Origin of the sequence: Martinezella tropici, from assembly GCF_003287875.1 — a bacterium.
GTDB lineage: Bacteria > Pseudomonadota > Alphaproteobacteria > Rhizobiales > Rhizobiaceae > Rhizobium > Rhizobium tropici_C.
This window is the reverse complement of the sequence record NZ_QMKK01000020.1, coordinates 141559-165844: the sequence shown is the minus strand read 5'-3', so window position 1 is coordinate 165844 and position 24286 is coordinate 141559. Positions and strand designations below refer to the sequence as shown.

Below are 24286 nucleotides of genomic sequence, written 5' to 3'. Positions count from 1 at the left end.
CGATATTCCTCCGGAAACGTGTTACTTCAGCGACGATGCGAGCAGGAAGCCGGAGCCCCCACCGAGGCCGGCACCGGGATGCACCGAAGCACCGATGTGGTAGAGGCGTGGTATGTGGGTGCGGTGGTTAACAGATGACTTGAGGGGACGCCAGATGAAAAACTGGTCGAGGCCGCAATAGCCTCCATAGGGGTCGCCGCCGACAAGGTTCATGTTCATCGCTTCCAGATCACCCGGGGAATAAGCGCGGCGCGCGAGCTTGATGCTTGCAAAATTCTCGATATGGTGCGCAAGCAGGGCTTCGATGCGGTCGGCGTAGCGCTCGCGCACCTCCTCTGTCCAGCGGCCGTCCTCCGGCGTTTCGATCTCGCCCGCGGCATCGCCTTTGATGTGGCGCGGCGCTTCGGGAAGCTGCAGCCAGAGGATCGATTTGCCATCCGGCGCGCGGCTGGGGTCGAGCGCGATGGGCTGGCCGACGCAGACGGTGGGCTCGGCAGGCAATAGGCCGCGCTCACATTCGTTGGCGGCGCGCGAGACGCCGTCGAGGCCCGGGGTCAGATGCAGCAGCGCTACCTTGCCGAGCTCGGCATCGGCTTTCCAGCGCGGCGGCTCGGAAAGGGCGTAATGGATCTGCATGTCGCCCTTGCCATAGCGATAGCCGGCGACGCCGGATTTTATCTCGGCCGGCAGCGAATCCGGCCAATCTCCGATCAGCCGCTCGTAGAGCTGGTTGGGGGTCACGGAACAGATCACTCCGGCTTTTGCTCTTAATATCTCGCCATCTACGAGGCGCACGCCGCCGGCGCGGCGGTTGGGGCCTGGAACGATGGCCTCGACATCGGCACTCACACGGATTTCGCCGCCATTATCGGCAATCAGCCGTTCGAAGGCGGCCAGCAGTTTCGCGGCTCCGCCTTTGACGATCGGGGCGCCGCCCAGCTCCAGCGCAAAGCCGATGACCTTCAGCATCTCGGCGGAATAGGCGCTTTCGGGGCCTAGGCCGCAGTGAAGTACCCAAGGCGCCCAGAGGGCATGGATATCCTCTGACTTGTAGCTGGTTTCGAGATAGCCGCGCGCTGGTGTCAGGGCCTCGCCAAACCACGCAGCCAGCTTCCGCAGTCCGCGGCTCCAGCCTTGCTTTGCAACAGTCTTCAGCGTCGATCCGGACCACAACGCACCGCCAAGCAGGGAAAACAGGAATGGCGCGTCGGCGGCAAGGGCCTCCATCTCCCGGGAAAAGGTTTGCCCGTCACCGAGCGACAACTCGTCGAAGGTGGCGATATTTCGCTGCCTGTTCTTGGAAAAGATCACATGCGAACCGTTGGGTCGCAGTACGCCTGTAGGAAGCTCGGCATGAGCAAATTCCAGGCCTCGCGCCTCGAGATCCTTACCGATGGCGCCATAGGCCGGCGAAGTGAGGAACAGCACCATGGTCGTTGCCATGACGTCATGGATGAAGCCGGGTTCGGTGATCTCTTCGGTGCGCAGGCAACCGCCGATGCGGTCGTTGCGCTCGAGGACGAGCACCTTGTGGCCTTTTTTGCCGAGCATCGCGGCTGCGACGAGCGCATTGATGCCGCTGCCGACGACGATGTAATCATGATCGCCCATTGCCGCTGCCCCTCACAGGCAAGATGAACGAAAGGGCCGAAGCCCGCCGGGCTCCGGTCCTTTCAGCCTATCATGCAATCAATGCCAGTGCACGAACCGGCGAACCGGTGCCCTTGACGAATTTCAGCGGAGCGGCGATCAGCACGGCGCCCTTGGCGGGAAGCTGGTCGAGGTTTGAGAGACTGGCGAGGCCATAGCGGTTGGCCTTGTGCATGAGGTTGTGCGCCGGGAAGGGCGGGTTCATGCCACCGGCCGAGCCGGCATCGGTGCCGATCGTTTCCGAACCCCAGCCGATAATCCCCTTGCTCAGCAGATATTCGATCGCCTCGGCCGTCGGGCCGGGAGAGTGGGGGCCGCTCTCATCGGCATTCAGGAAGGTCTCGGTCGAACCGTTGCGCTTGTACCAGTCGGTGCGCAGCAACACCCAGCTGCCGGCCTCTATCGTGCCGTTCTCAGCTTCCCATTCCTTGATGCTCTCGACCGTCAGCAGATAGTCGGGGTCGGCGGCTGCTTCCTTGGAGCGATCGATGACATTGACCGGAGCAACGAAATTCTGCGGCGGGATGGTGTCGGTCGTATTGTTCGGATTGTCCTTGCCGGTAATCCAGTGGCAGGGCGCATCGAAATGCGTGCCGGTGTGCTCGCCGAGTTCCAGCCAGTTCCACGCCCAGAAAGGGCCGTCCTGGTTATATTCGGAAATCTGGTGCACCTTGACCGACGGCGTATTCTTGCCGAACTGCGGCGGCAGGTAGAGCACCGGAGTATCCGGGCCGAGCGGCGCCGTGAGATCGACGACCTTGACGGAGCCCGAAAGCAGGGCCGAGGCGAGGCTGGCGAGTGTGGTAGCGGTCATGTTTTCGAGTTCCCCTTGTTGTCGCATGATCCCATGGGAAGAGCCTTTCTGCGGGTCTTTTGTTCAGGATCAGGCTTGAAGTCAGTATCGCCAGGCGCGGGGTGCCTTTCCTCCTGGCACCGGGCCCGCGCGGCGGCGGAATGAAGGGAGCCTATGTCACAATATATGATATTGCAAGCATTGCAGGCTACTTCCGGAGGTCAAAATTGGGCTTCGATCCGAAGCCGGATTGGATCGATAAAATACTGAAAAGGAACGTTAATCTCAGGGACTGCTTGCAGATTTTCTACCTATAGTTGTGCCATGATCCTATCATTCGCGCCTATAGATACTTGAAGCTTAAAGCGCAGAATGTATGCATATGACAATAATAATCACAATTCAAAGAGGGGGCAAGCGATGAGCTATGATGCGATCATAGTGGGGGCAGGCCATAATGGCTTGGCGGCGGCCGTGCATTTGGCTTCCAGGGGCTGGAAAGTGGCTGTCATCGAGGGCAATGCGGAGCCTGGCGGTGCGGTCAAGACGCGCGAGGTGACGCTGCCCGGCTTTCGGCATGATCTCTGTGCCATGAATCTCTCCATGTTCGCCGGCTCTGCCTTCTTCGCGCAGTATAAGAACGAGCTATTGGCCGAAGGTCTGGGCTTCGTGCCTGCGTCGGATTGCTTCGCGAGTGTCTTTCGTGACAACACCTATCTCGGCGTCAGCACTGATCTTGAGAAGACCGCCGGCGCCATCGCCGATATCTCGCCGCAGGATGCCGCCGCCTGGCGCAACATGCTCTCTGAGTTCGGGACGGATGCCCCGCATATTTTCGGTCTGCTCGGCTCGCCCATGCCATCTATGGCCGCGGCCAAGGTCGTCTGGAAGGCTTGGCGCAAAAAGGGGATGGGCTGGGTGTACGATACCGCCCGGATGCTCTTTGCCTCGCCGCGTGATTTTCTCGATGCCCGTTTCCAGAATACCAAGCTCAAGACGATGATGGCCGCCTGGGGGCTGCATCTCGACTTTGCGCCCGATGTCGCCGGCGGTGCGCTGTTTCCCTATCTCGAATCCATGGCCAATCAGGCATTCGGCATGGTGATCGGCAAGGGCGGAGCCGATACGATTATCAAGGCGATGGCTGCCGTGCTGACGAGCAAGGGCGGCGAGCTGATGCTGGGAACGCGCGTCGACAAGATCGTCACGTCGGGCGGCAGGGCGACGGGTGTCGTGCTGGCCGATGGACGCCGCTACGAGGCGAAGCGGGCGGTCATCGCCAATGTCCATCCGCAGATCCTGTTTGGCAAGCTTCTGGAACAAGACCCATCACGCCGGGAGTTCGACGGCAAGGTGTCCCGCTTCCGGGCTGGACCCGGCACGATGATGATTCATCTGGCGCTGTCGGGTCTTCCGGATTGGACGGCGGGCCAGGCGCTGCAGAATTTCGCCTATGTGCATATCGCGCCGGATCTTGAAATGATGTCGCGTGTCTATGCCGAGGCGATGGGCGGCCTCCTGCCGGCCGAACCTGCGCTGGTGGTCGGGCAGCCGACGGCCATCGACTCGTCGCGCGCGCCGGCCGGGCAGCATGTGCTCTGGATACAGGTGCGTGTCCTGCCGGCGGAATTCCATGGCGATGCGGCCGGCGAGATCACCGGCACAAGCTGGGACGAGATCAAGGATGCCTATGCAGCGCGCGTTCTCGATATCGTCGAACGCTATGCCCCAGGCTTGCGCGGCAAGATACTGGGCCGTTCTGTTTTTTCACCTATCGATCTCGAGCACGAGAATCCGAACCTTGTCGGCGGCGATAATCTCTCGGGCAGCCATCATCTCGACCAGAATTTCCTGTTCCGCCCCGTTGCCGGCTATTCGCATTACCGGACGCCCGTGGCATCTCTGTATATGTGCGGGGCTTCGACATGGCCGGGTGCGGGAACGGGGGCAGGCTCCGGTTTCATGCTGGGGAAAATGCTGGCCAAATAAGCACCATTTGGCTTGACGCGTAAACCTTTGACATTTCAAATGTCGGTCCCTAGATCGTTCACATCGTGAATGCAGAGCATTGAATTGAGCTGGCGTGATGGCAGAACCGGAAAGTGCAACCGTTGACCTGGAGATCATCGTTCAGGGCGCGCAGGAAGGCAAAAAGCTGGAGTTGCGGCTCTGGTTGCGCATGCTCTCGACCACGAAGCTGATCTCGCAGGAAATTCGTCGCCGGCTGCGCAATGAGTTCGGCGCGACCTTGCCGCAATTCGACCTGATGGCGCAGCTCTATCGCGAACGCGAGGGTCTGCGGCTTGGGGAGCTTTCGAAGCGCACCATGGTCACCAATGGCAATGTTACTGGTCTTGTCGAGCGGCTGGAAGCGGATGGCCTTGTGCAGCGCGTGACGCCCGACGGCGACCGGCGCGTGACGGTCGCGAAGCTGACGGAGAAGGGCGAAACTCAATTCAGCGCCATGGCCGCTGCCCATGAAGGCTGGCTGCGCGACTTGATGGCGGATGTGGAGCCCGCGATCGTCAGCGAGTTGTGGCGGGATATCGGCGCGGTGAAGTCCTCAGTCAGCAACCATCTTTCCGGTGCCGACTTCGACTGAAGACGGTGCTTATCTAGCCCGCTCGTTCTTGAATTTCTTCTCGAGCACGCTGACGAGGCGCACCATCGGCCAGAGCAGGATGATATAGATTAGCGCGGCCATGATCAGCGGCGATGGGTTGGCATAGAGGCCTTGGGCATTCTGCCCTTCTTTTAGCAGTTCCGGCAAAGCCACGGTCGACGCGAGCGACGTATCCTTGAACATGGACACGCAGTTGCTCGTCGTCGGCGGGATGACGATGCGAACCGCCTGCGGCAGCACGACCTTGTAGAGCGTGATCAGGAAGGGAATGCCAAGTGCTGCGGCGGCTTCGAACTGGCCGCGTGGTACGCTTTCTATCCCTGAGCGGAAGACTTCTGCCGAATAGGCCGCCAGCACGATCGAGAAGCCGAGGATCGCAGACCACCAGGCGGAAAAGCTGATGCCGATGAAAGGCAGCGCGTAGTAGATGAGGATCAGCACGACGAGCATCGGCATGGCGCGCATGATGTCGATATAGGCGATCATCAGGAGTTGCAGCGGCTTGGGGGCATAGAGGCGGATCAGGCTGATGACGAGGCCGCCCGTCACGCCGATCAGGATGCTGACCACGCCGAGCGCGATGGTCATCCAAAGCCCGCGCACCAGCTGAGGAAATGCCGAGATCATGACGTCGGAATTGAAGAAGGTATCGACGAAAGACATTGGCACTCCCGCGCGCAGAACGAAGATATGATTTCTTATACCCACGCCGGTCGTTGCGACCGGCGTAGCTCATTTCAACAATGATCTTTTGATCACGCCTTGGGGATAGGCAATTCGGTGACGGTGGAGGAACCCGCCGGCGCTTTGCCGCCGAACCACTTCTCGTGGATCTTTCCCAGCGTGCCGTCCTTCTTCATCGCCGTTATGGCATCGTTGATCTTGCCGAGCAGCGGCGAATCCTTGGTCATCATCAGGCCGTATTGTTCGCCGGTCTTGATGCGATCCTTGATGGCGAAGCCCTTGGTCTTGACGAAGAGATACTGCATACCCGGGATATCGCTGACGACGGCATCGATGCGGCCGGCGCCGAGATCGAGGAACATGTCCTGCTGCGAGTTGTAGCCCTTGACGTCGGCAAATCCCTGAGCGGCCTTGTTGTCATTGGCCCATTTTTCACCCGTCGAACCCGACAGCACGCCGATGGTTTTGCCCTTCAGATCCGCAAGCGTCTTGATCGAGCTACCGTCCTTGGCGGCGACGCCCATGTCGGAATCGTAGAAGGGCTGTGTGAAGGACTGCGACTTCAGTCGTTCCGGCGTGATGGTGATGGATGAGATCGCCACATCGATGCGCTTGGAACTGGTTGCGGCAAACAGGGCCTGGAAGCCGTAGTCTGCGATATTGGTGGTCATGCCGGCGCGCTTGGCCGCTTCGTTGACGACATCGACCTCGAAGCCTTCGAAGCCGCCATTCGCGGTCTTGTATTCGAAGGGCGGGTTGTTGGGATAGGAACCGACATTCAGTACATCGGCGGCATAGGCGAAATGGCTTCCGCCGGCGAGGCCGATGGCGGTCGCCAGGATCAGCAGACTGCGACGAGTCATGGACATTTTTAGTCTCCCTCTGGTGATGGCCGCGGGCTTTTCCTCTCACCCGCGGGGTATTCCGTCCGCCCGACCGGCGGCCGTCTCATGTCATCGCATTGACCATGCGATCGAGCGCGATGCGCATCTGTTCGGTTTCGCGGAAGGTGCACATGCGCAGGAAGGCGCGCGACGATTCTCCGAAATGGTATCCGGGCGCCAAGCCGACGCGGGCCGTTTCAAGAATACGCTCGCACAGCGCCGTCGCATCGGGCTCGCCCTGCAGCGCGAAGAAGGCATACATGCCGCCGCGCGGCTTTTCCGGCAAGATGATACCCGGTATCTTCGGCAGCTTCTCATAGGCCAGATCGAGGCCGGCCTTGATGCGCCCGCGGATTTCTGAAACCAGCGGCTCGCCTTCACGCAGCGCGGCTGCCGCACCGGCCTGAACCATGGCGGAGGTGCCGCTGTTGATATACTGCGTCATGGCGCCGAGCTGGCCGGCAACGGCAGACGGGTGCGTCAGCCAGCCGACACGCCAGCCGGTCATTGCCCAGGCTTTCGAGAAGCTGTTGATCGCGATGACGCGATCACCGTCCTCGGCCACCTGCAAGATCGAAGGGGCGATGTCGCCATCGAAATAGAGGCGGGCATAGACCTCGTCGGAGATGATCCAGATGCCGGTGCGGCGGCTGAAATCCAGCAGCGCCTGCATCTCCTCGCGCGACGCTGTCCAGCCCGTCGGATTGGATGGCGTCGACAGGAAGATGGCGCGGGTGCGGGCATCGCAGCGGGCGAAAAGCTTGTCGAGATCGAGGCGCCAATCGGTATCGAAATCGAGCGACACGGCGCGCGGCTCGCCGCCGATCAGATGGATGGCGTTATGGATGTTCGGCCATTGCGGGGCGACATAGACGACATTGGTGCCGACATCGACGAGCAGCTCGAGCGCCATGTAGAGCGCCTGCATGCCGCCTGGGGCAACCGTCGTGCGCTCGATCGGAATGGGGCGGCCGTGCCAATGCGTCTGATAGTCGGACAGTGTCTCGTTCAGCGTCGCCAGGCCACGCATATTCGGGACATAGAAGGTCGCGCCGTCGTCGAGCGCTTTCTTCGCAGCATCGCGGATGAACCCCGGCGTCACGATATCGCCTTCGCCGAACCAGAGCGGAATGACGCCGCCGAGTTCGCGGGCGCGCTTTGCAAGCACGGCAATGTTGTCGGTGCGCATGTCGCGGATCTGCGCGCGAATGCCTTCGAGAGCATCGCGGCCTGATATCGCGTTCGGCAGGTTATGCTGCGGTAGAGACAAGAAATTTCCCCTGGGAATTCGGTATTGGAGGGTTCAAACGGCTCTGGAAGCTTTCGCTCGAGCAACCCCTCGATTTCGAATGGTTATCCAAAAACAACCGCATTTCAAGGACAAATTTTAAGCTTAAAAAGTCTACCTTCCTGCTCGGTTTCATGCTGTCCTTCCATGCGGTAACTCTCTGATAAAAATCAGCTTTATTTCGCTCCTCTGTCATGCGCGCCCGCTCTTGCGGCATCGACGCCGGCGGCCAGGCCGGCGCCCAGAAACATTGTGTCGCTCGCGAGAATGAAGAAGCTGATACCGGCCTCGGACCATGCGCCGATATCATCGGGCGAGGGGCGGAAGATGCCGACTGCGCGGCCGGCGGCCAAAGCGGCTTCGGTGATGGTTCTGATCGCCGCGTCGAGCCTGTCCTTGCCCGTCGGTCCTGTCGCATCGATCGAAACCGAGAGATCGCCAGGTCCGACGAAGATGAGGTCGACCCCATCGACCGCAGCGATTTCGGCGATATTGGCAAGCCCCTCGGCCGTCTCGACCTGAATGGCGAGCACAAGTTCCGCGTTGGCTTTGGCGAGGTAATCCGGAATGCGGTAGCCATAGGCTGCTGCCCGACCCGGGCCAACGCCACGCGCGCCGAGCGGGGGATAGCGGGTGGCGTTGACGGCGGCGCGTGCCTGTTCCGCCGTCGAAACACGGGGCACGAGAACGCCCGCAGCGCCGGCATCCAGAACGGCCGCGATATCCTCGGCCGCATGGCCGGGGACGCGGACCATGGCCGGAACGCGATGAACATCGGCGGCGCGGATCAGATCCTCGATGCGTTCGCGGCTAATCTGCGAATGCTCCCAGTCGATGCAGAGGAAATAGACACCCGAGGCTGCCGTGACTTCGATCGCGACTGGATGCGGAATGGCCGCAAACGTACCAATCAGCAGCTTCTGCTCGATACAGTTCCGGCGGAAATCGCTCATCGTCATCCTCAATTTAGCGGTCTCCCATCGAGGGATAGACCGAAAGATACAACTGCGAAACGGCAATCTGCTCTGCGTTCAAAACAGCTTTCCGTGCCATCACGCAGCGGCACGGAGGCATTGCGGCGGCGGAGTTGTTCGGGCGCCGCCACCGCTCTGAGGCACGGCTTACTTGCGCCGCGCCATGATCTCGGTCAGGACCGCGTCGAACCGCGCGATCTCTTCGATCTTGTTATAATGCACCAGCGACACGCGGATGGCACCCGTTTCCATGGACAAGCCGAGGCGCTTCATCAGGCGTGGTGCGAACATGTGGCCGTCACGCAGGCCGATGCGCTGCTTGCCCATCTCGTCGGCAAATTCCTGCGGCGTGATGCCCGGCATGTTGAAGCAGATCGTGGGAACGCGTTGTTCGAGACGTGCCTCGTCGGAGATGCCGTAGATGGTGGCGCCGTGGCGCTTTAGAACCGCGATCATCTCGCGCGAGAGCATCAGTTCGTATTGGCGGATTGCGCCCATGGCGGCGGCAAGCGCCTCGCGACGGCTGTGATCACCGGTCGGCAGGAAGCGGCGGCCAAGGCCTTCGAGATATTTGACCGCGGCATTCATGCCGGCGACGTTCTCATAGGTGAAGGTGCCGACTTCGATCTTGTAGGGCGGTACGTCCGGAATGAAGTCTTCCTTGAATGTCGGCAATTTCACCAGCGCGTCGTAGCGGCCCCAGAGGAAGCCCATATGCGGCGAGAAATTCTTGTAGCCGGAGCAGACGAGATAGTCGCAGCCCCAGGCCTGCACGTCGATCAGACCATGCGGGCCGTAATGGACGCAATCGAGGAAGGTTTCGGCGCCGGCTGCCTGCGCCAGTTTGCAGACGCTGGCGACATCGACGATGGTGCCGATGGAATGCGCGGTGACGGTGCAGGCAACGAGGCGGGTCTTGTCGTTGAGCAGCGGCTTCAGGTCTTCCACATGCAGCGTGCCGTCCTCGCGCATGCGCCACCAGACGATCTTGGCGCCATCGGCGTCCAGTGCCATCCAGGTGGCAATGTTGGCGTCGTGATCCATGTCGGTGACGACGATCTCGTTGCGCTCGCCGAGCAGTTTGGCAATGCCGAGGCTGACAAGACGGATGAAGGAGGTGGCGTTCTGGCCGAAGGAGATTTCTTCCGGGCGATAGGCGTTGACCAGCATGGCGACGCTTTCGCGGGCTTCTTCCAGATTGCGGTCGACACCCTGGCTGTGCTGGTATTTCGCCATGCGCTGGACGTTGAAATCGATGAGGTGATTGGCGACTGCATCGACAACCGACTGCGGGACCTGCGCGCCGCCCGCGTTGTCGAGAAAGACGAAATCGCCAGCCTTCCGGATGGCCGGGAACATGGCGCGGATCTCGTCGACCGGGAAGCTGTTGTGGCCGGCGAATTGCGATGCGGAAGCGGCGGAGTTCATGGGGATCTCGCTCTGATCATGGGATTGAAATCTCAATTTTGATCATTTGATCACAAAATACTTTAAGGTTCAACCAAATTTCTCAGTCTCTTTTTGAAGCTAGCGGCGGCCGGAGCCGGAGCCTTTGCGCGGCTCATCCTGCGTGGCCGGGCAATAATCCCGGAGGATTTCGTGGGTACGGCTTATGTCGGCGACGATACCGTCGCGAGCGGCGGCGAAGTCCCCGATCTTTAAAGCGTTGACAACGGCAACATGCTCGCCGGCGGGATCGAGTTCGCCGCTGCGCATCAAAGGCTCGACCGAGGCGGAAAGCATGCGCATGTAGGGGCCGAAGCGCAGCCACAAGGTTTCGATCAGCTGCAGCAGCACCTCGGAGCCGGAGGCGCGATAGATGGTGAAGTGGAACTGCTGGTTCTTGGCCATCAGGTCGTAAACATTGGCGCCGCGGCCGATCACATGCTGTTCGCCGGCGATGCGCTCGAGCGCTTCAATGTCTGTCGGGGTGAGGTTCGGCATGCCGAGCTCCGCGGCCAGGCCCTCTACGGCGATGCGGGCGCGGCAGAGATCGTCCAAGCGGGCGAGCGTGACAATGGGGATGCGGGCCGAGCCGTTTGCCGCGACCTCAAGCGCGTTTTCAGCGGCGAGCCGGCGCAGGGCCTCGCGCACCGGCATGTTGCTGGTTCCGAAGGTTTCGGCAAGCGAGGCGATGGTCAGCGTCTGGCCGGGATCGAAATTGCCGGCCATCAGCGCGTTTCGCAGCTGCTGATAGACGCTCTCCTGGATCGTCGTTCTGGAGGACACCGGTTCCAGGGCTATGCGCACGCTCGCTTCCTTTTCGCTTATCAGGACTCGTTCATGGTAGAACGAAGGGCGAGCGAAAGGAAAGGGTCTTGCAGAACGGCGCTCAGGCCTCCTCGGCCTTCCAGCCCGCCTCATCCGCTGCAGGTGCGGCTTCCTCCTTCTTCGCCGGGGTCTTTCGCAGGCCAAGCCCGACGCCGATGAGGGCAAGAGCGCCGCCGATCGCATGATAGGCATGCAGCTGTTCTCCAAGCAGCGCCCAGGCCAGTGCCGCAACGATGATCGGCAGGAGATTGATCAGCAGCGAGGTGCGACTGGCTCCGAGCCTCTGAATGCCGATCATCCAGCAGAGGGGCGCGACCAGGGAGGTCGGGATCGCGGCATAGAGAATTAGCGGCAGGTTGGCCGTGGTGATCGGCGAGATATCACCCATCAGGAAGATCGGGATCAGCAACAGGGTTGAAAAGCCGATCTGCCAGAAAAGCTGCTGCCACATGGGAATCGGCATCGTCCAGCGCCTCAGCATGACGCCATAGAGCGCATTCGAGAGGACGGCGATGATCATCAGGCCGTCGCCGATATGGAAACCGCCATCCACAAGACGTATCGGATCGCCCTGCGATGTCAAATAGACGAGCCCGATCAATGAAATGCCGCCGCCTATAAGGCTTGTTGCAGTCAGTTTCTCTCCGGCCAGAAGGCTTGCGAAAAACGTCGACAGCAACGGCATCAGAGCAACAATGACACCCATATTGACGGCCGAGGTGGTCTTGGCCGCCTCATAGGCGAGGCTCTGATAAATCACCATGCCAAGGGCACCGAGCGTGGCGAGTTTCAGCCAGTGCTGCCGGAGCAGGGCGCGGTTGTGCCATGCCGCGCGGCCAACGAAAGGCAGGAGCACGACGAAGGCGAGCAGCCAGCGATAGAAGGAGATCGAGCCCGGCGAGATCACGCCTGCGGATGCCTTGGTGACCACGGTGTTGCCGGACCAGATCAGTACCGTCAGCAGCGGCGCAAGTCCGGCCACGCCGACGATGGTAGCGGAAACGTTCGGCTGGGTGCTCATATGAATGTCTCTCGTCATCCTCGGGCCTGGGCGAAACAAAGGAGGGCGGACGTGGATCGCCGTCCCGAAGTGTTTCTATCGTCTGTCCGAATTCTGGTATATAGCGAGATTAAGACATCAGTAGCGAAATGAGGACATGTCCGTCAGGTCTCCACGCATCGAGGGCGATCCGCCAAATCCGGTTTCCTTCCGAACCGAGAATTATAGGGCAGGCACGGTTTTTCCCAGAAAGAGCCAGCCCTGGGGCGAGCTCAACTATGCGCTTATCGGTGTCTGCGAGTTCGACATCGAGGGCGTGCGCTATCTGTCACCACCGCATTATGCCATCTGGCTGCCGCCGGACACGATGCATGGTGCCTATAACCAGCATGACCTGCGCTATGTCACCGTCTATGTCGAACGCGCGCTCTGCCACGATCTGCCGGACAGGCCTTCCACGCTCGGCATCAGCCCGCTGCTGAAGGCGATCCTGGCGGATTTTGCGGCGCGTGATGTCACCATACCCGAAACAACCGAGGACCTGCGGCTTGCTCAGGTGCTGGTCGATCAGATTCGCCTGGCGCCACGCTGCGAGAGCTATCTGCCGCTTTCCGACGATCCACTGCTCGGTCCGGTGCTGAGCGCTTTGCAGGCCGACCCCGGCGACCGGCATTCTCTTTCAGAATGGGCGCGCAGGATGGGGACGACCGAGCGCACATTATCGCGCCGATGCCAGGAGGATCTAGGCCTCTCCTTCAACGAATGGCGGCAGCGGCTAAAGCTCGTCGCGGCGCTTTCGCTGATCGAGGCCGGTGAGCCCGTGCACCGGATCGCGGCGCAGTTGGGTTACGGCAATGCTTCCGCCTTTATCGCCATGTTCCGCCGGCTGACGGGCACGAGCCCGACGCAGATGCGCTAATTTCAGGTTTCAATTAAAACGATCTCGAGCTTGCGCAGTTCTTCCGGATCGGCCATCGCGTCGATGACGTTAATCATGCCATCCGCATTGAAGGTGCAACGAAGAGCGATGCGCAGCTGTCCGTCGATGACAACGATAGCGCCGACGGCGCCGTTGATAACCGCCAGCCGGGCTCCCCGTGCACGGCCCTGGAAGGTCTTGGCGACATCCACGCGCCCGCGGATTTCGCCTGCCGCGCCCATGCGGGCGGCAACGGCATCCGGCCGGAAGACGGCTTGGGGGTCGAGGACGGCGAGCAGCGCCTGCAGGTCGCCGTCACGCGAGGCAGCGAAGAAGGCATCGACGACATGGCGCTGACGGGTAAGATCGGCCTCCGTCGTTAACGGCGTATCCTGCACGCGGCGGCGGGCACGGCTTGCAAGCTGGCGCGTCGCGACTGTCGTGCGTCCCAGAATCGCGGCGATCTCGACGAAGGAGACGTCGAACATATCATGTAGGACGAAGGCAAGCCGTTCGGCAGGATTCAGCTTCTCCAGCACGACAAGGAGGGCAAGGCCGACGGAATCGGCCAGCAATGCATCCTGTTCCGGATCGGTGCCGGCTCCGGCTTCATGCACGACCATCGGTTCGGGGATCTGGACTGTCAGCGGCTCTTCGCGGCGGGATTTGCGTGACCGCAGCAGATCGAGGCAGATGCGCGCCGTCACTGTCGTCAGCCATCCGCTGAGGTTTTCGATGCCGGAGGTATCGCTCCTCATCAGGCGCAGCCATGTTTCCTGCACCGCATCTTCGGCCTCCGTCCGCGAGCCGAGCATGCGATAGGCGACCGCGCGAAGATGCGGCCGGTTTGCCTCGAATTTTTCAGCCTGCCACTTTTTTTCGTCCATCGGTCACATTCCCTCATCTCGTTTCGTCAGACCCATGACGAGTGAAATCCGGCCGGTGTGACAGCGGATCGGCAGGAAAGTGCATCGTCCGGACTTGAGCCGCAACCATGCTCTCACAATCAGAGGAAATAGATATGCAAGCTCGTATGAAGAACCCAGCCCTCGTTCTGCCAGAAACGCTGCAGGCGCTTCTGGCCGTCATCAATTCGATCAAGGATCAGGGCCTTTCGGAAAATATCATGGACCTCGTGCATCTGCGTGTTAGCCAGATCAACGGCTGCAGCGTCTGCACCGACATGGGCTTTCGCAAGCTTCAGAAAGCCGGCGAAACGATCGAGCGAATCGTCGGCGTCTCGGCCTGGCGCGAAATGCCCTATTTTTCGGATGCGGAGCGCGCTGCTCTCGCTCTCGGGGAGGCGGCTACCCGGCTTGCCGATCGGCCCGATGCCGTCAGCGATGAGATCTGGAACGAAGCGGCAAAGCATTTTGACGAGAAGGCCCTGTCGGCGCTGATCGTCGCGATCGCCATCGACAATGTCTGGAACCGGCTGAACTCGACCGTCCGCCAGCAGGCAGGCGCATCCTGGAACTGATCGTCCGCAATGAGCGCCACCTTCTTCTCACAGCAAGAGGAGGAAGGTGGCCTGGATTCTCAAACCTCGCCTACTCGCGAGGTCACCAGCAATTTCGCCATCCAGTCCACGAAGACACGCACCTTGTTGCTGAGGTGCCGGTTGGGCGGATAGACGATATGCAGGGGCAATGATGGCCGGGTCCACGCGGGAAGAATGGGAACGAGCTCGCCGCTTGCAAGCGCATCCCGAGCCATGAAGCTCGGAACCTGCGCGATGCCAAGCCCCATCAATGCCGCCTGGAGATAGCTGCGGCTGTCATTCACCGAAAGGATATAGCGAGGGCTGATTTCCAATGCCTCGTTGCCATGTTCGAACAGGAAAGGAATCGTCCGGCCGGTTTGCGCGCGAAAATAGCTGACTGCATAATGGCTGGTTTCCAAATCCTCCGGCCGTTCGGGGAAGCCATGCTTCTCGATGTAAAGCGGCGCCGCACAGGTGATGAGGTGTACTTCACCGACGCGGCGGGCAATCAGAGACTGGTCGCTCGGCATGCCGGCGCGCAGCGCACAATCGACATTCTCGGCCAGATAATCCACCAGACGGTCGCCGACACCGAGGTCGATATGGATATCGGGATAGCGTTGATGGAAATCGCATAGCGCCGGCATGACGATCTTCTCGGCGAAGGCGCCGGCCATTTCGACACGCAGGCGCCCGCTCGGCAGGCTCTGTGAATTGCTGATGCTGCCGTCCAGCTCCTCTATTTCCGAAAGGATCTGAACCGCCCGTTCGTAATAGAGCGCGCCATCCGTCGTCACCATGACGCGCCGGGTCGTGCGGTTGAGGAGCTTGGCATGCAGATGCGCCTCGAGCGACTGGATGAGCGTCGTCACCGTCGCTTTCGGCATGGAAAGGGCAGCGGCGGCTCGGGTGAAGTTACCCGTTTCCACCACGCGCGCGAATGCCCGCATTGCTGATAACTGATCCATTCTATGATATCCCTGGACCGTAAAGAAAAGAGGCCGATTGTTTGTAATCGTGAATAGTCTGATCGAATATATGCTACTTATTCTCGAAGCGGAATAACAATATGTTTTTATCGTAATTGTTGCAATGCGGCATGGGGGCGCCAAAGACCGCATTCGAGAATATGATTGCAAAGCCGGATAGACCGCTGCTGAATTGAATCATATTCGCTCGAGCAGACAAGGAATTGGTCGATGAGTGCGCCGTGGAAAGATGTTGTGCTGGAAAACGTGCCTACGGGGCCCGTGGAAGCCCGGATCTACAACGGCGAAGGTTTGAAGAAGGCGGCACCTCTCGTGCTTTATCTGCACGGCGGCGCTTTCCTCGACACCGATCACGCAACCGACAGGCCGGTGGCGGCAAGTCTCGCCGAGGCTGGTGCCATCGTGGTTGCCGCGGATTATACGAGCGGCAATCAGAATGCTTTTCCGAAGGTGCTCGAATGTGCCTACGGAATTCTCGCCTACCTCAGCAACAAGCGGAATATGCTTGCGCTGGGTGGAGCGAAAAAATCGCTGCTGTTTGTCGCCGGAGAGGAATCGGGTGGCAATGTCGCAGCGGGCGTCGCTTTAAAGGCGCGCGATCAGATGCCCGGTTCGCTGGACGGACAGGTGCTGATTTCGCCTTTGCTTGATCCTTTCATGGGATCGAAATCTTTCCTCCAGGCGGAGGAAAGCGGCATGCGCGAGCGCTGGACGGACGGCTGGAACCGATACCTGGGCTTCCTGGGCGGTGTCTGCCATCCTTATGCAGCGCCTCGATACTGTTCGCGGCTTTCGGGCCTCGCGCCGGCATTGGTGCTCACGGCCGAGGACGACCCGCTCCGCGACGAGAGCATGGAATACGGCAGCCGGCTGAAAGCGGCTGGCGTCCGTGTTCGCCAGCAAGTCCTTCCCGCCGGGACAGGCTGGCCCACCCTCTATGGCGGGCAGTCGAAAGACAGGCCTTCGTGGCAGCAGGATATCTGTTGCTGTTTCAAGGGGTTTGTCGAAGACGTGCAGGCTTGATCGGCTAGACTATTCCGTCCGCGAGAGACAAGCGCGAATGGGGTGAGGCGTCGAAGGCACGAGATCGGAGCGGTGGTCACGCGAATGCGCGCGCTTCGGCCCCTGATTTTATTGAGACGATAGGAATTTTCGGTCCCGTGTCCCAAGGCGGGACCAAAGGAGAGACCAACATGAAGTCCAACGGTAAAAGCTGGGCCCTGTGGGGCGCTGGCATGGGTGTTGCTGCGGCTGTTGCAGGTGCGGCTTTCTATCTGGAGCTGCCGCGCGGTGCTCAGGCGACGGAAACGGCCAGCCAGGCGGCACCGCCGGCTATCCCCGTTACGGTTGCCGCTGTCGAGCAGCGCGACGTCACCTCCTGGCAGGAATTTTCCGGCCGGCTCGAAGCCATCGACCGGGTTGAAATCCGGCCGCGTGTCGCCGGCGCAATCCAGTCCGTGCATTTCCGCGAAGGCGCCTTGGTCAAGCAGGGCGACCTGCTGGTGACGATCGATCCCGCACCCTATGAGGCGGCCGTCGCCCAGGCTCAGGCCCAGGTCGGAGCAGCAAAAGCCAAGCTCGATCTCGCCAAGGTCGAAGTCGGTCGCGGACAGAAGCTCTTCGACAACAAGACCATTTCGCAGAGCGACATGGACACGCGCACAAGCAACTATGCCGAAGCCGAGGCCAATCTGAAGGCGGCGCAAGCGGCCTTGCAGACCGCGCAGCTGAACCTCGACTATACGCAGGTTCGCGCTCCGATCGCCGGCCGCGTCGGCAAGATCGCCGTCACCGTCGGCAATCTCGTGGCCGCCGGTTCTTCTTCACCGGCATTGACGACGCTCGTTTCGGTCGATCCGATCTATGCGAGCTTCAGCGCCAACGAACAGACCGTCACCCAGGCGCTCTCCGAGCTGCCCACCAGCAATGGCGTGGCTCCGCCGGTCGAGCAGATCCCGGTTCAGATCGGGACGGCAAGCGACAACGGCACCCCGATCAAGGGCAAGTTGCAGTTGATCGACAACGAGGTCGATGCGGCGAGCGGCACCGTCAGCGTTCGCGCCGTATTCGATAATCCGGGCGGTCGTCTCATCCCAGGTCAGTTCGTGCGGGTCCGTATGGGCCAGCCGAAGGCCGAGAACAGGATCGTCATCGACGACCGGGCAGTCGGCACCGACCAGGACAAGAAGTTCGTCTTCGTCGTGGATGGCGAGAACAAGGTCAATTACCGGCAGGTCCAGCTCGGGTCGCTGGCCGACGGCCAGCGCGTGATCGAGAACGGCCTGAAAGCCGGCGAAAAGATCGTCGTCAACGGGCTGCAGCGCATCCGTCCCGGTGCAGTCGTCGCACCGCAGTTGGCAGAGAAGGTCGCGACCGCTCAGTAAGACTTCGCCTTCTGCCCATGGGCAGAAGGCCGACATTCCGAAATCACATGATCCGCCGGCGGCTCTCAAATCGTCGGACAGGAATTTTGCATCCGTTCTCACCCCAGAGGGGGCTTTGATATGAACATCTCCAGATTCTTTGTCGACCGTCCGGTCTTTGCCGGTGTTCTTTCGGTCCTCATCGTGGTCGCCGGCCTGATCGGCCTCAGAGCGCTGCCGATCTCCGAATACCCAGAGGTCGTGCCCCCATCGATTGTCGTGCACGCCACCTATCCCGGCGCCAACCCGACCGTCATTGCCGAAACGGTGGCAACGCCGCTCGAAGAGCAGATCAACGGCGTCGAGGGCATGCTCTACATGTCCAGCCAGGCGACATCAGACGGCGCTCTCAACGTGACGGTCACCTTCAAGCTCGGCACCGATCCGGACAAGGCGCAGCAGCTCGTGCAGAACCGCGTTTCGCAGGCCGAACCGCGCCTGCCCGCGGAAGTCCGTGCCCTCGGCATTACGACCATCAAGAGCTCGCCCAACTTCATCGTGGTCGTCAACCTCGTCTCGGACGGAGCCGACCACGACATCACCTATCTGCGAAACTATGCGACCCTGAACATCAAGGATCGACTTGCCCGGATCGAAGGCGTCGGCCAGGTGCAGGTCTTCGGCGCCGGCGACTATTCCATGCGCGTATGGATCGATCCGCAGAAGGCCGCCGAGCATAATCTTGCCGCCAGCGACATCAGCAATGCGATCAGCTCCCAGAACGTCCAGGCTGCAGCCGGCATCATCGGTGCCTCACCCAGCCGGCCGGGCGTGGATCTACAGCTCAACGTCAATGCCCAGGGCCGCCTGCGCACGCCTGAGGAGTTCGGCAACATCATCGTCAAGACGGGCGCCAATGGCGAAATCACCCGCCTTCGCGACGTCGCCCGCGTCGAGCTCGGCGCGGAAGACTATACGCTGCGTTCGCTGCTCGACGGCAAGCCGGCCGTCGCCGTCGCCGTTCTCCAAGCGCCCGGTTCGAACGCCATCGAGATCGCGAACAACGTGCGCTCGACCATGGACGTGCTGCAGCAGGCCATGCCTGCGGGCGTCAAGTACGAGATCGTCTACGACACGACGAAATTCGTCCGCGCCTCGATCGAGAAGGTGATCGACACACTGCTCGAAGCCATCGCGCTCGTCGTTCTCGTCGTCATCCTGTTCCTGCAGACATGGCGTGCCTCGATCATCCCGCTGATCGCCGTTCCCGTGTCGATCATCGGCACCTTTGCGGTGATGTATGTCTTCGGCTTCTCGATTAACGCGCTTAGTCTGTTCGGCCTGGTGTTGGCGATCGGTATCGTCGTGGACGACGCGATCGTGGTGGTGGAGAACGTCGAACGCAATATCGAGAACGGGCTCAGTCCGCGAGACGCCACCTACAAGGCCATGAAGGAAGTCTCCGGCCCGATCATCGCGATCGCGCTGGTCCTCGTCGCGGTCTTCGTGCCGCTCGCCTTCATCTCCGGCCTGTCCGGCCAGTTCTACCGCCAGTTCGCGCTGACGATCGCCATCTCGACCGTCATCTCGGCTTTCAACTCGCTCACCCTGTCTCCGGCACTGGCGTCCCTGCTTCTGAAGGGTCATCATGCGCCGAAGGATGGGTTGACGCGGATCATGGATGCGGTCTTCGGCTGGTTCTTCCGCGGCTTCAACCGGGCGTTCGGAGCCGGTTCGAAATACTACGGCAAGGGCGTCGGCGGCCTGCTGTCGCGCAAGAGCATCGTCATGGTGGTCTATCTCGCGCTGGTGGGAGCGACCTACAGCCTGTTCACAACGGTTCCAGGGGGTTTCGTGCCGTCGCAGGACAAGCAGTATCTGATCGGCTTCGCACAGTTGCCGGATGCCGCAAGCCTCGACCGTACGGAAGACGTGATCAAGCGCATGACGGACATTGCGCTGAAGCAGCCGGGCGTCGCCAATGCGATCGCCTTCCCGGGCCTGTCGATCAACGGCTTCACCAATTCCTCGAATGCCGGCATCGTTTTCGTGACGCTGAAGGACTTCGACGAGCGCAAGACGCCGGATCTTTCGGGCGGGGCGATCGCCATGGCACTGAACCAGAAGTTCGGCGCCATCCAGGATGCCTTCATCGCCATGTTCCCGCCGCCGCCGGTCAACGGTCTCGGTACGACAGGCGGCTTCAAGCTGCAGATCGAGGATCGCGCCGGCCTCGGCAACCATGCGCTCGACCAGGCGGCCAAGGCAGTGATCGCCAAGGCCTACCAGACACCGGAACTCACCGGCATCTTCTCGAGCTTCCAGATCAACGTGCCGCAGCTCTTTGCTGATCTCGATCGCGCCAAGGCTGAGCAGCTCGGAGTCTCCGTCACCGACGTCTTCCAGACGCTGCAGATCTATCTCGGTTCGCTCTATGTGAACGACTTCAACGCCTTCGGCCGCACCTACAGCGTCCGCGTGCAGGCCGATGCCAAGTTCCGCGCTCAGCCGGAAGATATCGGCCAGTTGAAGGTTCGTTCGGCATCGGGTCAGATGATCCCGCTTTCAGCCCTGCTGAAGGTGGATGCCACGACCGGTCCGGAACGCACGAACCGCTACAACGGCTTCCTGGCGGCTGACATCAATGGCGGCCCGGCGCCCGGTTTCTCGTCCGGCCAGGCACAGGCGGCGATCGAGAAGATTCTGCATGAGACGTTGCCGCCCGGCATCGACTTCGAATGGACTGATTTGACCTACCAGCAAATCCTGGCCGGCAATTCCAGCGTCGTCGTCTTCCCGCTGGCGCTGCTCCTCGTCTTCCTCGTGCTGGCCGCCCAATACGAGAGCCTGACCCTGCCGCTCGCCATCATCATGATCGTGCCGATGGGCGTCTTAGCGGCGCTGACCGGCGTCTGGCTCACGGGTGGAGACAACAACATCTTCACCCAGATCGGCCTGGTGGTGCTCGTCGGTCTATCAGCGAAGAACGCGATCCTGATCGTGGAATTCGCTCGCGAGCTGGAATTCGAGGGCCGCACGCCGGTTCAGGCTGCGATTGAAGCCAGCCGCCTGCGTCTGCGTCCGATCCTGATGACCTCCATGGCCTTCATCATGGGTGTCGTGCCGCTGGTCACCTCGACCGGTGCCGGTTCCGAGATGCGTGCTGCCATGGGTGTCGCGGTGTTCTCGGGCATGATTGGCGTCACCTTCTTCGGCATCTTCATGACGCCTGTCTTCTACGTGCTGATCCGCAGGCTGACGGGCAACCGTCCGCTCAAGCAGCATCACCACAACGACAACGAACATTCGGCGGAGGTACTCCCGATCGCCGCCGAATAGGAGGCGGTGCCGAGCGGCACTCCAGTCGTCGACACGCCAAGGGGCGGGACCGAAAGGTCCCGCCCTTTTCATATATTCATATTTTCATTTTGGCTAATTTACCCTTCTTTCGAAGAATTTGCCGCATGATAGCCGATTTCCTTTGCATGCTGCCTCCAGAGGTTTATCAAGCTTTTGGATGAGTTGATTGACGTACATCGGGCGTGGGGAGTCGCCTGCGGATCGTGGAGCTTTGAGGTCGGCCGCGGCGCGAGATCGTCGCCGGATCCGCCGGCATGACCAAGGGCGCTTCGCTATCCGGTTTCGGTGTCCGATGCGTTGCAATTCGGAGGATACTTTATGCAGGATAGAAAGATCGCCTTTCTCGGTACGGGCTTGATGGGCGCGCCGATGGCACGGCAGCTGCTCGCCGCCGGTTTCGCGGTGACGGTCTGGAATCGCGACCGCAGCAAGGCGGAACCCTTGGCTGCCGACGGCGCGTCTGTCGCGGATACGGCGGTCGAAGCGGCGCGGGGAGCATCCGTTCTTTTCACCATGCTGACCAATGGCGGCGCCGTCGGCGAGGTCCTGTTCGGTGGCGGCGTGGCTGACGTGCTTGAGGTCGGTGCGATCGTGATCGATCATAGCTCGATATCGCCTGCTATTGCCCGCGAACATGCGGGCAAGCTTGCCGAGCGTGGCATCCGGCATATCGATGCTCCGGTCTCCGGTGGCGTCGTGGGTGCCGAAAGGGGGACACTTGCGATCATGGCTGGCGGCGATGCCGAGGTGATAGACAGCGTGCGCGATATCTTGGCGCCTCTCGGACGCGTGACCCATGTTGGCCCCAGCGGCACCGGCCAGCTTGCGAAGCTCGGCAATCAGCAGATCGTTGCCGTTACCATCGGAGCCGTCGCAGAGGCGATGCTGTTGGTCGAGGCCGGCGGCGGCTCGCGCGAAGCATTCCGTGCCGCCATTCGCGGCGGCTTCGCTGAAAGCCGCATCCTGGAACTGCATGGCCAGCGCATGATCGAGCGCAACTTCGAGCCGGGCGGAACCGCCCGCAACCAATTGAAGGATCTCGATACCGTCTTGGCGACGGCGGAGAGTCTCGCCCTTCATCTCCCTTTGACGGAAGCTGTGAGAGCCGAATTTGCCGAATTCGTCGAGAATGGCGGCGGCGAGCAGGATCACAGCGGTTTGCTGCGGCATTTGGAAGACAAGAATGCCCGAGGAAAGGCTTGAGGAAGTGATGAACGATAAGGGTGCATCCAAGCGTCGTCTGCGTTCGCAGGACTGGTTCGACAATCCGGATCATATCGATATGACAGCGCTCTATCTCGAGCGCTTCATGAACTACGGCATCACGCCGGAAGAGCTGCGCTCCGGCAAGCCGATCATCGGCATCGCCCAGAGCGGCAGCGATCTCACGCCCTGCAATCGCCATCACCTCGATCTTGCCAAGCGCGTGCGCGACGGTATCCGCGATGCCGGCGGCATCCCGATCGAGTTTCCGACCCACCCGATCTTCGAGAACTGCAAGCGTCCGACGGCGGCACTCGACCGCAATCTTGCCTATCTCGGCCTGGTGGAGGTGCTCTACGGCTATCCGCTCGATGGCGTCGTGCTGACGACCGGCTGCGATAAGACCACGCCATCGGCGTTGATGGCTGCCTCGACCGTCAATATTCCGGCGATCGTTCTTTCCGGTGGTCCGATGCTCGATGGCTGGCATGAGGGCGAGCTCGCCGGCTCCGGCACGGTGATCTGGCGGTCGCGCCGCAAGCTGGCGGCGGGTGAGATCGACGAGGAAGAATTCATGGAGGCCTCGCTCGCCTCGGCGCCCTCCGTCGGCCATTGCAACACCATGGGAACGGCCTCGACCATGAATGCCATGGCGGAAGCGCTCGGCATGTCGCTGACCGGCTGCGCCGCCATTCCCGGCGCCTATCGCGAGCGGGGACAGATGGCCTATCGCACCGGGCGGCGGGCAGTCGAGCTGGTTCTCGCCGATATCAAGCCTTCCGATGTGCTGTCGCGCGAGGCTTTCCTCAATGCCATCCGCGTCAATTCCGCCATTGGCGGCTCGACCAATGCGCAGCCGCATCTCGCCGCCATGGCCAAGCACGCCGGCGTCGAGCTTCATCCCGACGATTGGCAGGTGCATGGCTTCGACATTCCACTGCTCGCCAATGTGCAGCCGGCAGGCGCCTATCTCGGCGAGCGTTTCCATCGCGCCGGCGGCGTTCCGGCCATCATGTGGGAGCTGCTGCAGGCCGGCAAGCTGGACGGAAGCTGTCCGACCGTCACGGGCAAAACGATGGCGGAGAATCTGAAGGGTCGTGAGGCGACCGATCGCGAGGTCATTCGCCCCTTCGCCGACCCGCTGAAGGAGCGGGCTGGCTTCCTCGTTCTCAAGGGCAATCTGTTCGATTTCGCCATCATGAAGATGAGCGTCGTCTCCGATGAATTCCGCAGCCGTTACCTGCAGGAGCCGGGCCGCGAAGGTGTGTTCGAGGGCAGGGCTGTCGTCTTCGACGGATCGGAGGATTATCACAAGCGCATCAACGATGCCGAGCTCGGGATCGATGAGAACACGATCCTCGTCATTCGGGGGGCAGGGCCGATCGGCTGGCCGGGTTCGGCCGAGGTCGTCAACATGCAGCCGCCGGACGCGCTTCTGAAGCGGGGCATCCGCAGCCTCCCCACGATCGGCGACGGTCGCCAGTCGGGTACGGCTGACAGCCCGTCCATCCTCAACGCATCGCCGGAAAGTGCCGCCGGCGGCGGCCTTGCCTGGCTCAGGACCGGCGACATCATCCGCATCGATTTCAATCATGGCCGATGCGACATGCTGGTCGACGAAGCTGAAATCGAACGCCGCAAGGGCGACGGCATTCCGTCCGTTCCGCCGGATGCGACGCCGTGGCAGCGGATCTATCGCCGGTCGGTCACGCAGCTTTCCGATGGCGCCGTCCTCGATGGCGCTGCGGATTTCCGCAATATCGCCGCTATACCGCCGAGGCATAACCACTAGCGCCGGGTGA

General features: G+C 61.3%; 20 protein-coding genes. 9 read left to right on the top strand and 11 right to left on the bottom strand.

Annotation, left to right across the window (positions count from 1 at the left end; genetic code table 11):
- Positions 1 to 21: 21 nt before the first annotated feature.
- The gene (locus DQ393_RS03985) at positions 22 to 1611 is read right to left on the bottom strand and encodes a phytoene desaturase family protein (RefSeq protein WP_112340508.1); all 1590 of its coding nucleotides are present in this window, start codon (positions 1609 to 1611) and stop codon (positions 22 to 24) included.
- Positions 1612 to 1681: 70 nt separating this feature from the next.
- Positions 1682 to 2464, bottom strand: coding sequence for a cyclase family protein (locus DQ393_RS03980; protein WP_112340507.1), 783 nt, complete (start codon positions 2462 to 2464; stop codon positions 1682 to 1684).
- Positions 2465 to 2863: 399 nt separating this feature from the next.
- Between DQ393_RS03980 and DQ393_RS03970 the strand changes: the two genes are divergently transcribed.
- Together DQ393_RS03970 and DQ393_RS03965 are read left to right on the top strand one after the other, a co-directional pair.
- Positions 2864 to 4432 (top strand): phytoene desaturase family protein, encoded by a 1569-nt coding sequence (locus DQ393_RS03970; protein ID WP_112340505.1) that lies wholly within the window; start codon positions 2864 to 2866, stop codon positions 4430 to 4432.
- A 97-nt stretch (positions 4433 to 4529) separates the two neighbouring features.
- Positions 4530 to 5045 carry a MarR family winged helix-turn-helix transcriptional regulator gene (locus tag DQ393_RS03965; RefSeq protein WP_112340504.1) on the top strand — a complete coding sequence of 172 codons (516 nt, stop codon included), beginning with the start codon at positions 4530 to 4532 and terminating at the stop codon, positions 5043 to 5045.
- A gap of 9 nt (positions 5046 to 5054) precedes the next feature.
- Here the strand turns inward: DQ393_RS03965 and DQ393_RS03960 are convergent, their stop codons facing one another.
- The 7 genes from DQ393_RS03960 to DQ393_RS03930 all read right to left on the bottom strand — a co-directional run bounded on the left by DQ393_RS03960 (position 5055) and on the right by DQ393_RS03930 (position 12188).
- Entirely contained in the window at positions 5055 to 5729 is a 675-nt protein-coding gene (locus tag DQ393_RS03960) for an amino acid ABC transporter permease (RefSeq protein WP_112340503.1), read from the bottom strand.
- Positions 5730 to 5821: 92 nt separating this feature from the next.
- Entirely contained in the window at positions 5822 to 6619 is a 798-nt protein-coding gene (locus DQ393_RS03955) for an ABC transporter substrate-binding protein (protein WP_112340502.1), read from the bottom strand.
- Positions 6620 to 6698: 79 nt separating this feature from the next.
- Positions 6699 to 7904 (bottom strand): pyridoxal phosphate-dependent aminotransferase, encoded by a 1206-nt coding sequence (locus DQ393_RS03950; RefSeq protein ID WP_112340501.1) that lies wholly within the window; start codon positions 7902 to 7904, stop codon positions 6699 to 6701.
- A gap of 194 nt (positions 7905 to 8098) precedes the next feature.
- Positions 8099 to 8875: an HpcH/HpaI aldolase family protein gene (locus tag DQ393_RS03945; protein WP_112340571.1), complete on the bottom strand. Its 777-nt coding sequence runs from the start codon at positions 8873 to 8875 to the stop codon at positions 8099 to 8101.
- A gap of 168 nt (positions 8876 to 9043) precedes the next feature.
- Positions 9044 to 10324, bottom strand: coding sequence for a cysteine desulfurase-like protein (locus DQ393_RS03940; RefSeq protein WP_112340500.1), 1281 nt, complete (start codon positions 10322 to 10324; stop codon positions 9044 to 9046).
- A 99-nt stretch (positions 10325 to 10423) separates the two neighbouring features.
- A complete protein-coding gene (locus DQ393_RS03935) occupies positions 10424 to 11146 on the bottom strand; it encodes a GntR family transcriptional regulator (RefSeq protein WP_112340499.1) in 723 nt (240 codons plus the stop codon).
- Positions 11147 to 11228: 82 nt separating this feature from the next.
- Positions 11229 to 12188: a DMT family transporter gene (locus DQ393_RS03930; protein WP_112340498.1), complete on the bottom strand. Its 960-nt coding sequence runs from the start codon at positions 12186 to 12188 to the stop codon at positions 11229 to 11231.
- A 136-nt stretch (positions 12189 to 12324) separates the two neighbouring features.
- On the opposite strand from DQ393_RS03930, the gene DQ393_RS03925 reads away from it, so the two are divergent.
- Entirely contained in the window at positions 12325 to 13086 is a 762-nt protein-coding gene (locus DQ393_RS03925; RefSeq protein ID WP_112340497.1) for an AraC family transcriptional regulator, read from the top strand.
- 2 nt (positions 13087 to 13088) lie between these two features.
- On the opposite strand, the gene DQ393_RS03920 is transcribed toward DQ393_RS03925, so the two are convergent.
- A complete protein-coding gene (locus DQ393_RS03920) occupies positions 13089 to 13973 on the bottom strand; it encodes a sigma-70 family RNA polymerase sigma factor (protein WP_112340496.1) in 885 nt (294 codons plus the stop codon).
- 134 nt (positions 13974 to 14107) lie between these two features.
- Here DQ393_RS03920 and DQ393_RS03915 point away from each other — a divergent pair, with 134 nt between their 5' ends.
- Positions 14108 to 14566 carry a carboxymuconolactone decarboxylase family protein gene (locus DQ393_RS03915; protein WP_112340495.1) on the top strand — a complete coding sequence of 153 codons (459 nt, stop codon included), beginning with the start codon at positions 14108 to 14110 and terminating at the stop codon, positions 14564 to 14566.
- Between the two features lie 59 nt (positions 14567 to 14625).
- Here the strand turns inward: DQ393_RS03915 and DQ393_RS03910 are convergent, their stop codons facing one another.
- Positions 14626 to 15537 carry a LysR family transcriptional regulator gene (locus DQ393_RS03910; RefSeq protein WP_112340494.1) on the bottom strand — a complete coding sequence of 304 codons (912 nt, stop codon included), beginning with the start codon at positions 15535 to 15537 and terminating at the stop codon, positions 14626 to 14628.
- Between the two features lie 231 nt (positions 15538 to 15768).
- Here DQ393_RS03910 and DQ393_RS03905 point away from each other — a divergent pair, with 231 nt between their 5' ends.
- The 5 genes from DQ393_RS03905 to DQ393_RS03885 all read left to right on the top strand — a co-directional run bounded on the left by DQ393_RS03905 (position 15769) and on the right by DQ393_RS03885 (position 24276).
- On the top strand, positions 15769 to 16581 hold the full coding sequence (locus DQ393_RS03905; RefSeq protein ID WP_112340493.1) for an alpha/beta hydrolase fold domain-containing protein: 813 nt from the start codon (positions 15769 to 15771) through the stop codon (positions 16579 to 16581).
- 170 nt (positions 16582 to 16751) lie between these two features.
- Positions 16752 to 17942 (top strand): efflux RND transporter periplasmic adaptor subunit, encoded by a 1191-nt coding sequence (locus DQ393_RS03900; protein ID WP_112340492.1) that lies wholly within the window; start codon positions 16752 to 16754, stop codon positions 17940 to 17942.
- 120 nt (positions 17943 to 18062) lie between these two features.
- Positions 18063 to 21260, top strand: a complete 3198-nt coding sequence (locus DQ393_RS03895) for an efflux RND transporter permease subunit (RefSeq protein ID WP_112340491.1) — start codon at positions 18063 to 18065, stop codon at positions 21258 to 21260.
- A gap of 339 nt (positions 21261 to 21599) precedes the next feature.
- Entirely contained in the window at positions 21600 to 22484 is an 885-nt protein-coding gene (locus DQ393_RS03890) for an NAD(P)-dependent oxidoreductase (protein ID WP_112340490.1), read from the top strand.
- 7 nt (positions 22485 to 22491) lie between these two features.
- A complete protein-coding gene (locus tag DQ393_RS03885) occupies positions 22492 to 24276 on the top strand; it encodes an IlvD/Edd family dehydratase (protein ID WP_210209406.1) in 1785 nt (594 codons plus the stop codon).
- The last annotated feature ends 10 nt before the right edge of the window (positions 24277 to 24286 follow it).

Bases quoted from the DNA above. Each gene is read 5' to 3' on its own strand.
- DQ393_RS03985 (WP_112340508.1), bottom strand. From the start codon at position 1,611: ATGGGCGATCATGATTACATCGTCGTCGGCAGCGGCATCAATGCGCTC.
- DQ393_RS03980 (WP_112340507.1), bottom strand. From the start codon at position 2,464: ATGACCGCTACCACACTCGCCAGCCTCGCCTCGGCCCTGCTTTCGGGC.
- DQ393_RS03970 (WP_112340505.1), top strand. From the start codon at position 2,864: ATGAGCTATGATGCGATCATAGTGGGGGCAGGCCATAATGGCTTGGCG.
- DQ393_RS03965 (WP_112340504.1), top strand. From the start codon at position 4,530: ATGGCAGAACCGGAAAGTGCAACCGTTGACCTGGAGATCATCGTTCAG.
- DQ393_RS03960 (WP_112340503.1), bottom strand. From the start codon at position 5,729: ATGTCTTTCGTCGATACCTTCTTCAATTCCGACGTCATGATCTCGGCA.
- DQ393_RS03955 (WP_112340502.1), bottom strand. From the start codon at position 6,619: ATGTCCATGACTCGTCGCAGTCTGCTGATCCTGGCGACCGCCATCGGC.
- DQ393_RS03945 (WP_112340571.1), bottom strand. From the start codon at position 8,875: ATGAGCGATTTCCGCCGGAACTGTATCGAGCAGAAGCTGCTGATTGGT.
- DQ393_RS03940 (WP_112340500.1), bottom strand. From the start codon at position 10,324: ATGAACTCCGCCGCTTCCGCATCGCAATTCGCCGGCCACAACAGCTTC.
- DQ393_RS03930 (WP_112340498.1), bottom strand. From the start codon at position 12,188: ATGAGCACCCAGCCGAACGTTTCCGCTACCATCGTCGGCGTGGCCGGA.
- DQ393_RS03925 (WP_112340497.1), top strand. From the start codon at position 12,325: ATGTCCGTCAGGTCTCCACGCATCGAGGGCGATCCGCCAAATCCGGTT.
- DQ393_RS03920 (WP_112340496.1), bottom strand. From the start codon at position 13,973: ATGGACGAAAAAAAGTGGCAGGCTGAAAAATTCGAGGCAAACCGGCCG.
- DQ393_RS03915 (WP_112340495.1), top strand. From the start codon at position 14,108: ATGCAAGCTCGTATGAAGAACCCAGCCCTCGTTCTGCCAGAAACGCTG.
- DQ393_RS03910 (WP_112340494.1), bottom strand. From the start codon at position 15,537: ATGGATCAGTTATCAGCAATGCGGGCATTCGCGCGCGTGGTGGAAACG.
- DQ393_RS03905 (WP_112340493.1), top strand. From the start codon at position 15,769: ATGAGTGCGCCGTGGAAAGATGTTGTGCTGGAAAACGTGCCTACGGGG.
- DQ393_RS03900 (WP_112340492.1), top strand. From the start codon at position 16,752: ATGAAGTCCAACGGTAAAAGCTGGGCCCTGTGGGGCGCTGGCATGGGT.
- DQ393_RS03895 (WP_112340491.1), top strand. From the start codon at position 18,063: ATGAACATCTCCAGATTCTTTGTCGACCGTCCGGTCTTTGCCGGTGTT.
- DQ393_RS03890 (WP_112340490.1), top strand. From the start codon at position 21,600: ATGCAGGATAGAAAGATCGCCTTTCTCGGTACGGGCTTGATGGGCGCG.
- DQ393_RS03885 (WP_210209406.1), top strand. From the start codon at position 22,492: ATGAACGATAAGGGTGCATCCAAGCGTCGTCTGCGTTCGCAGGACTGG.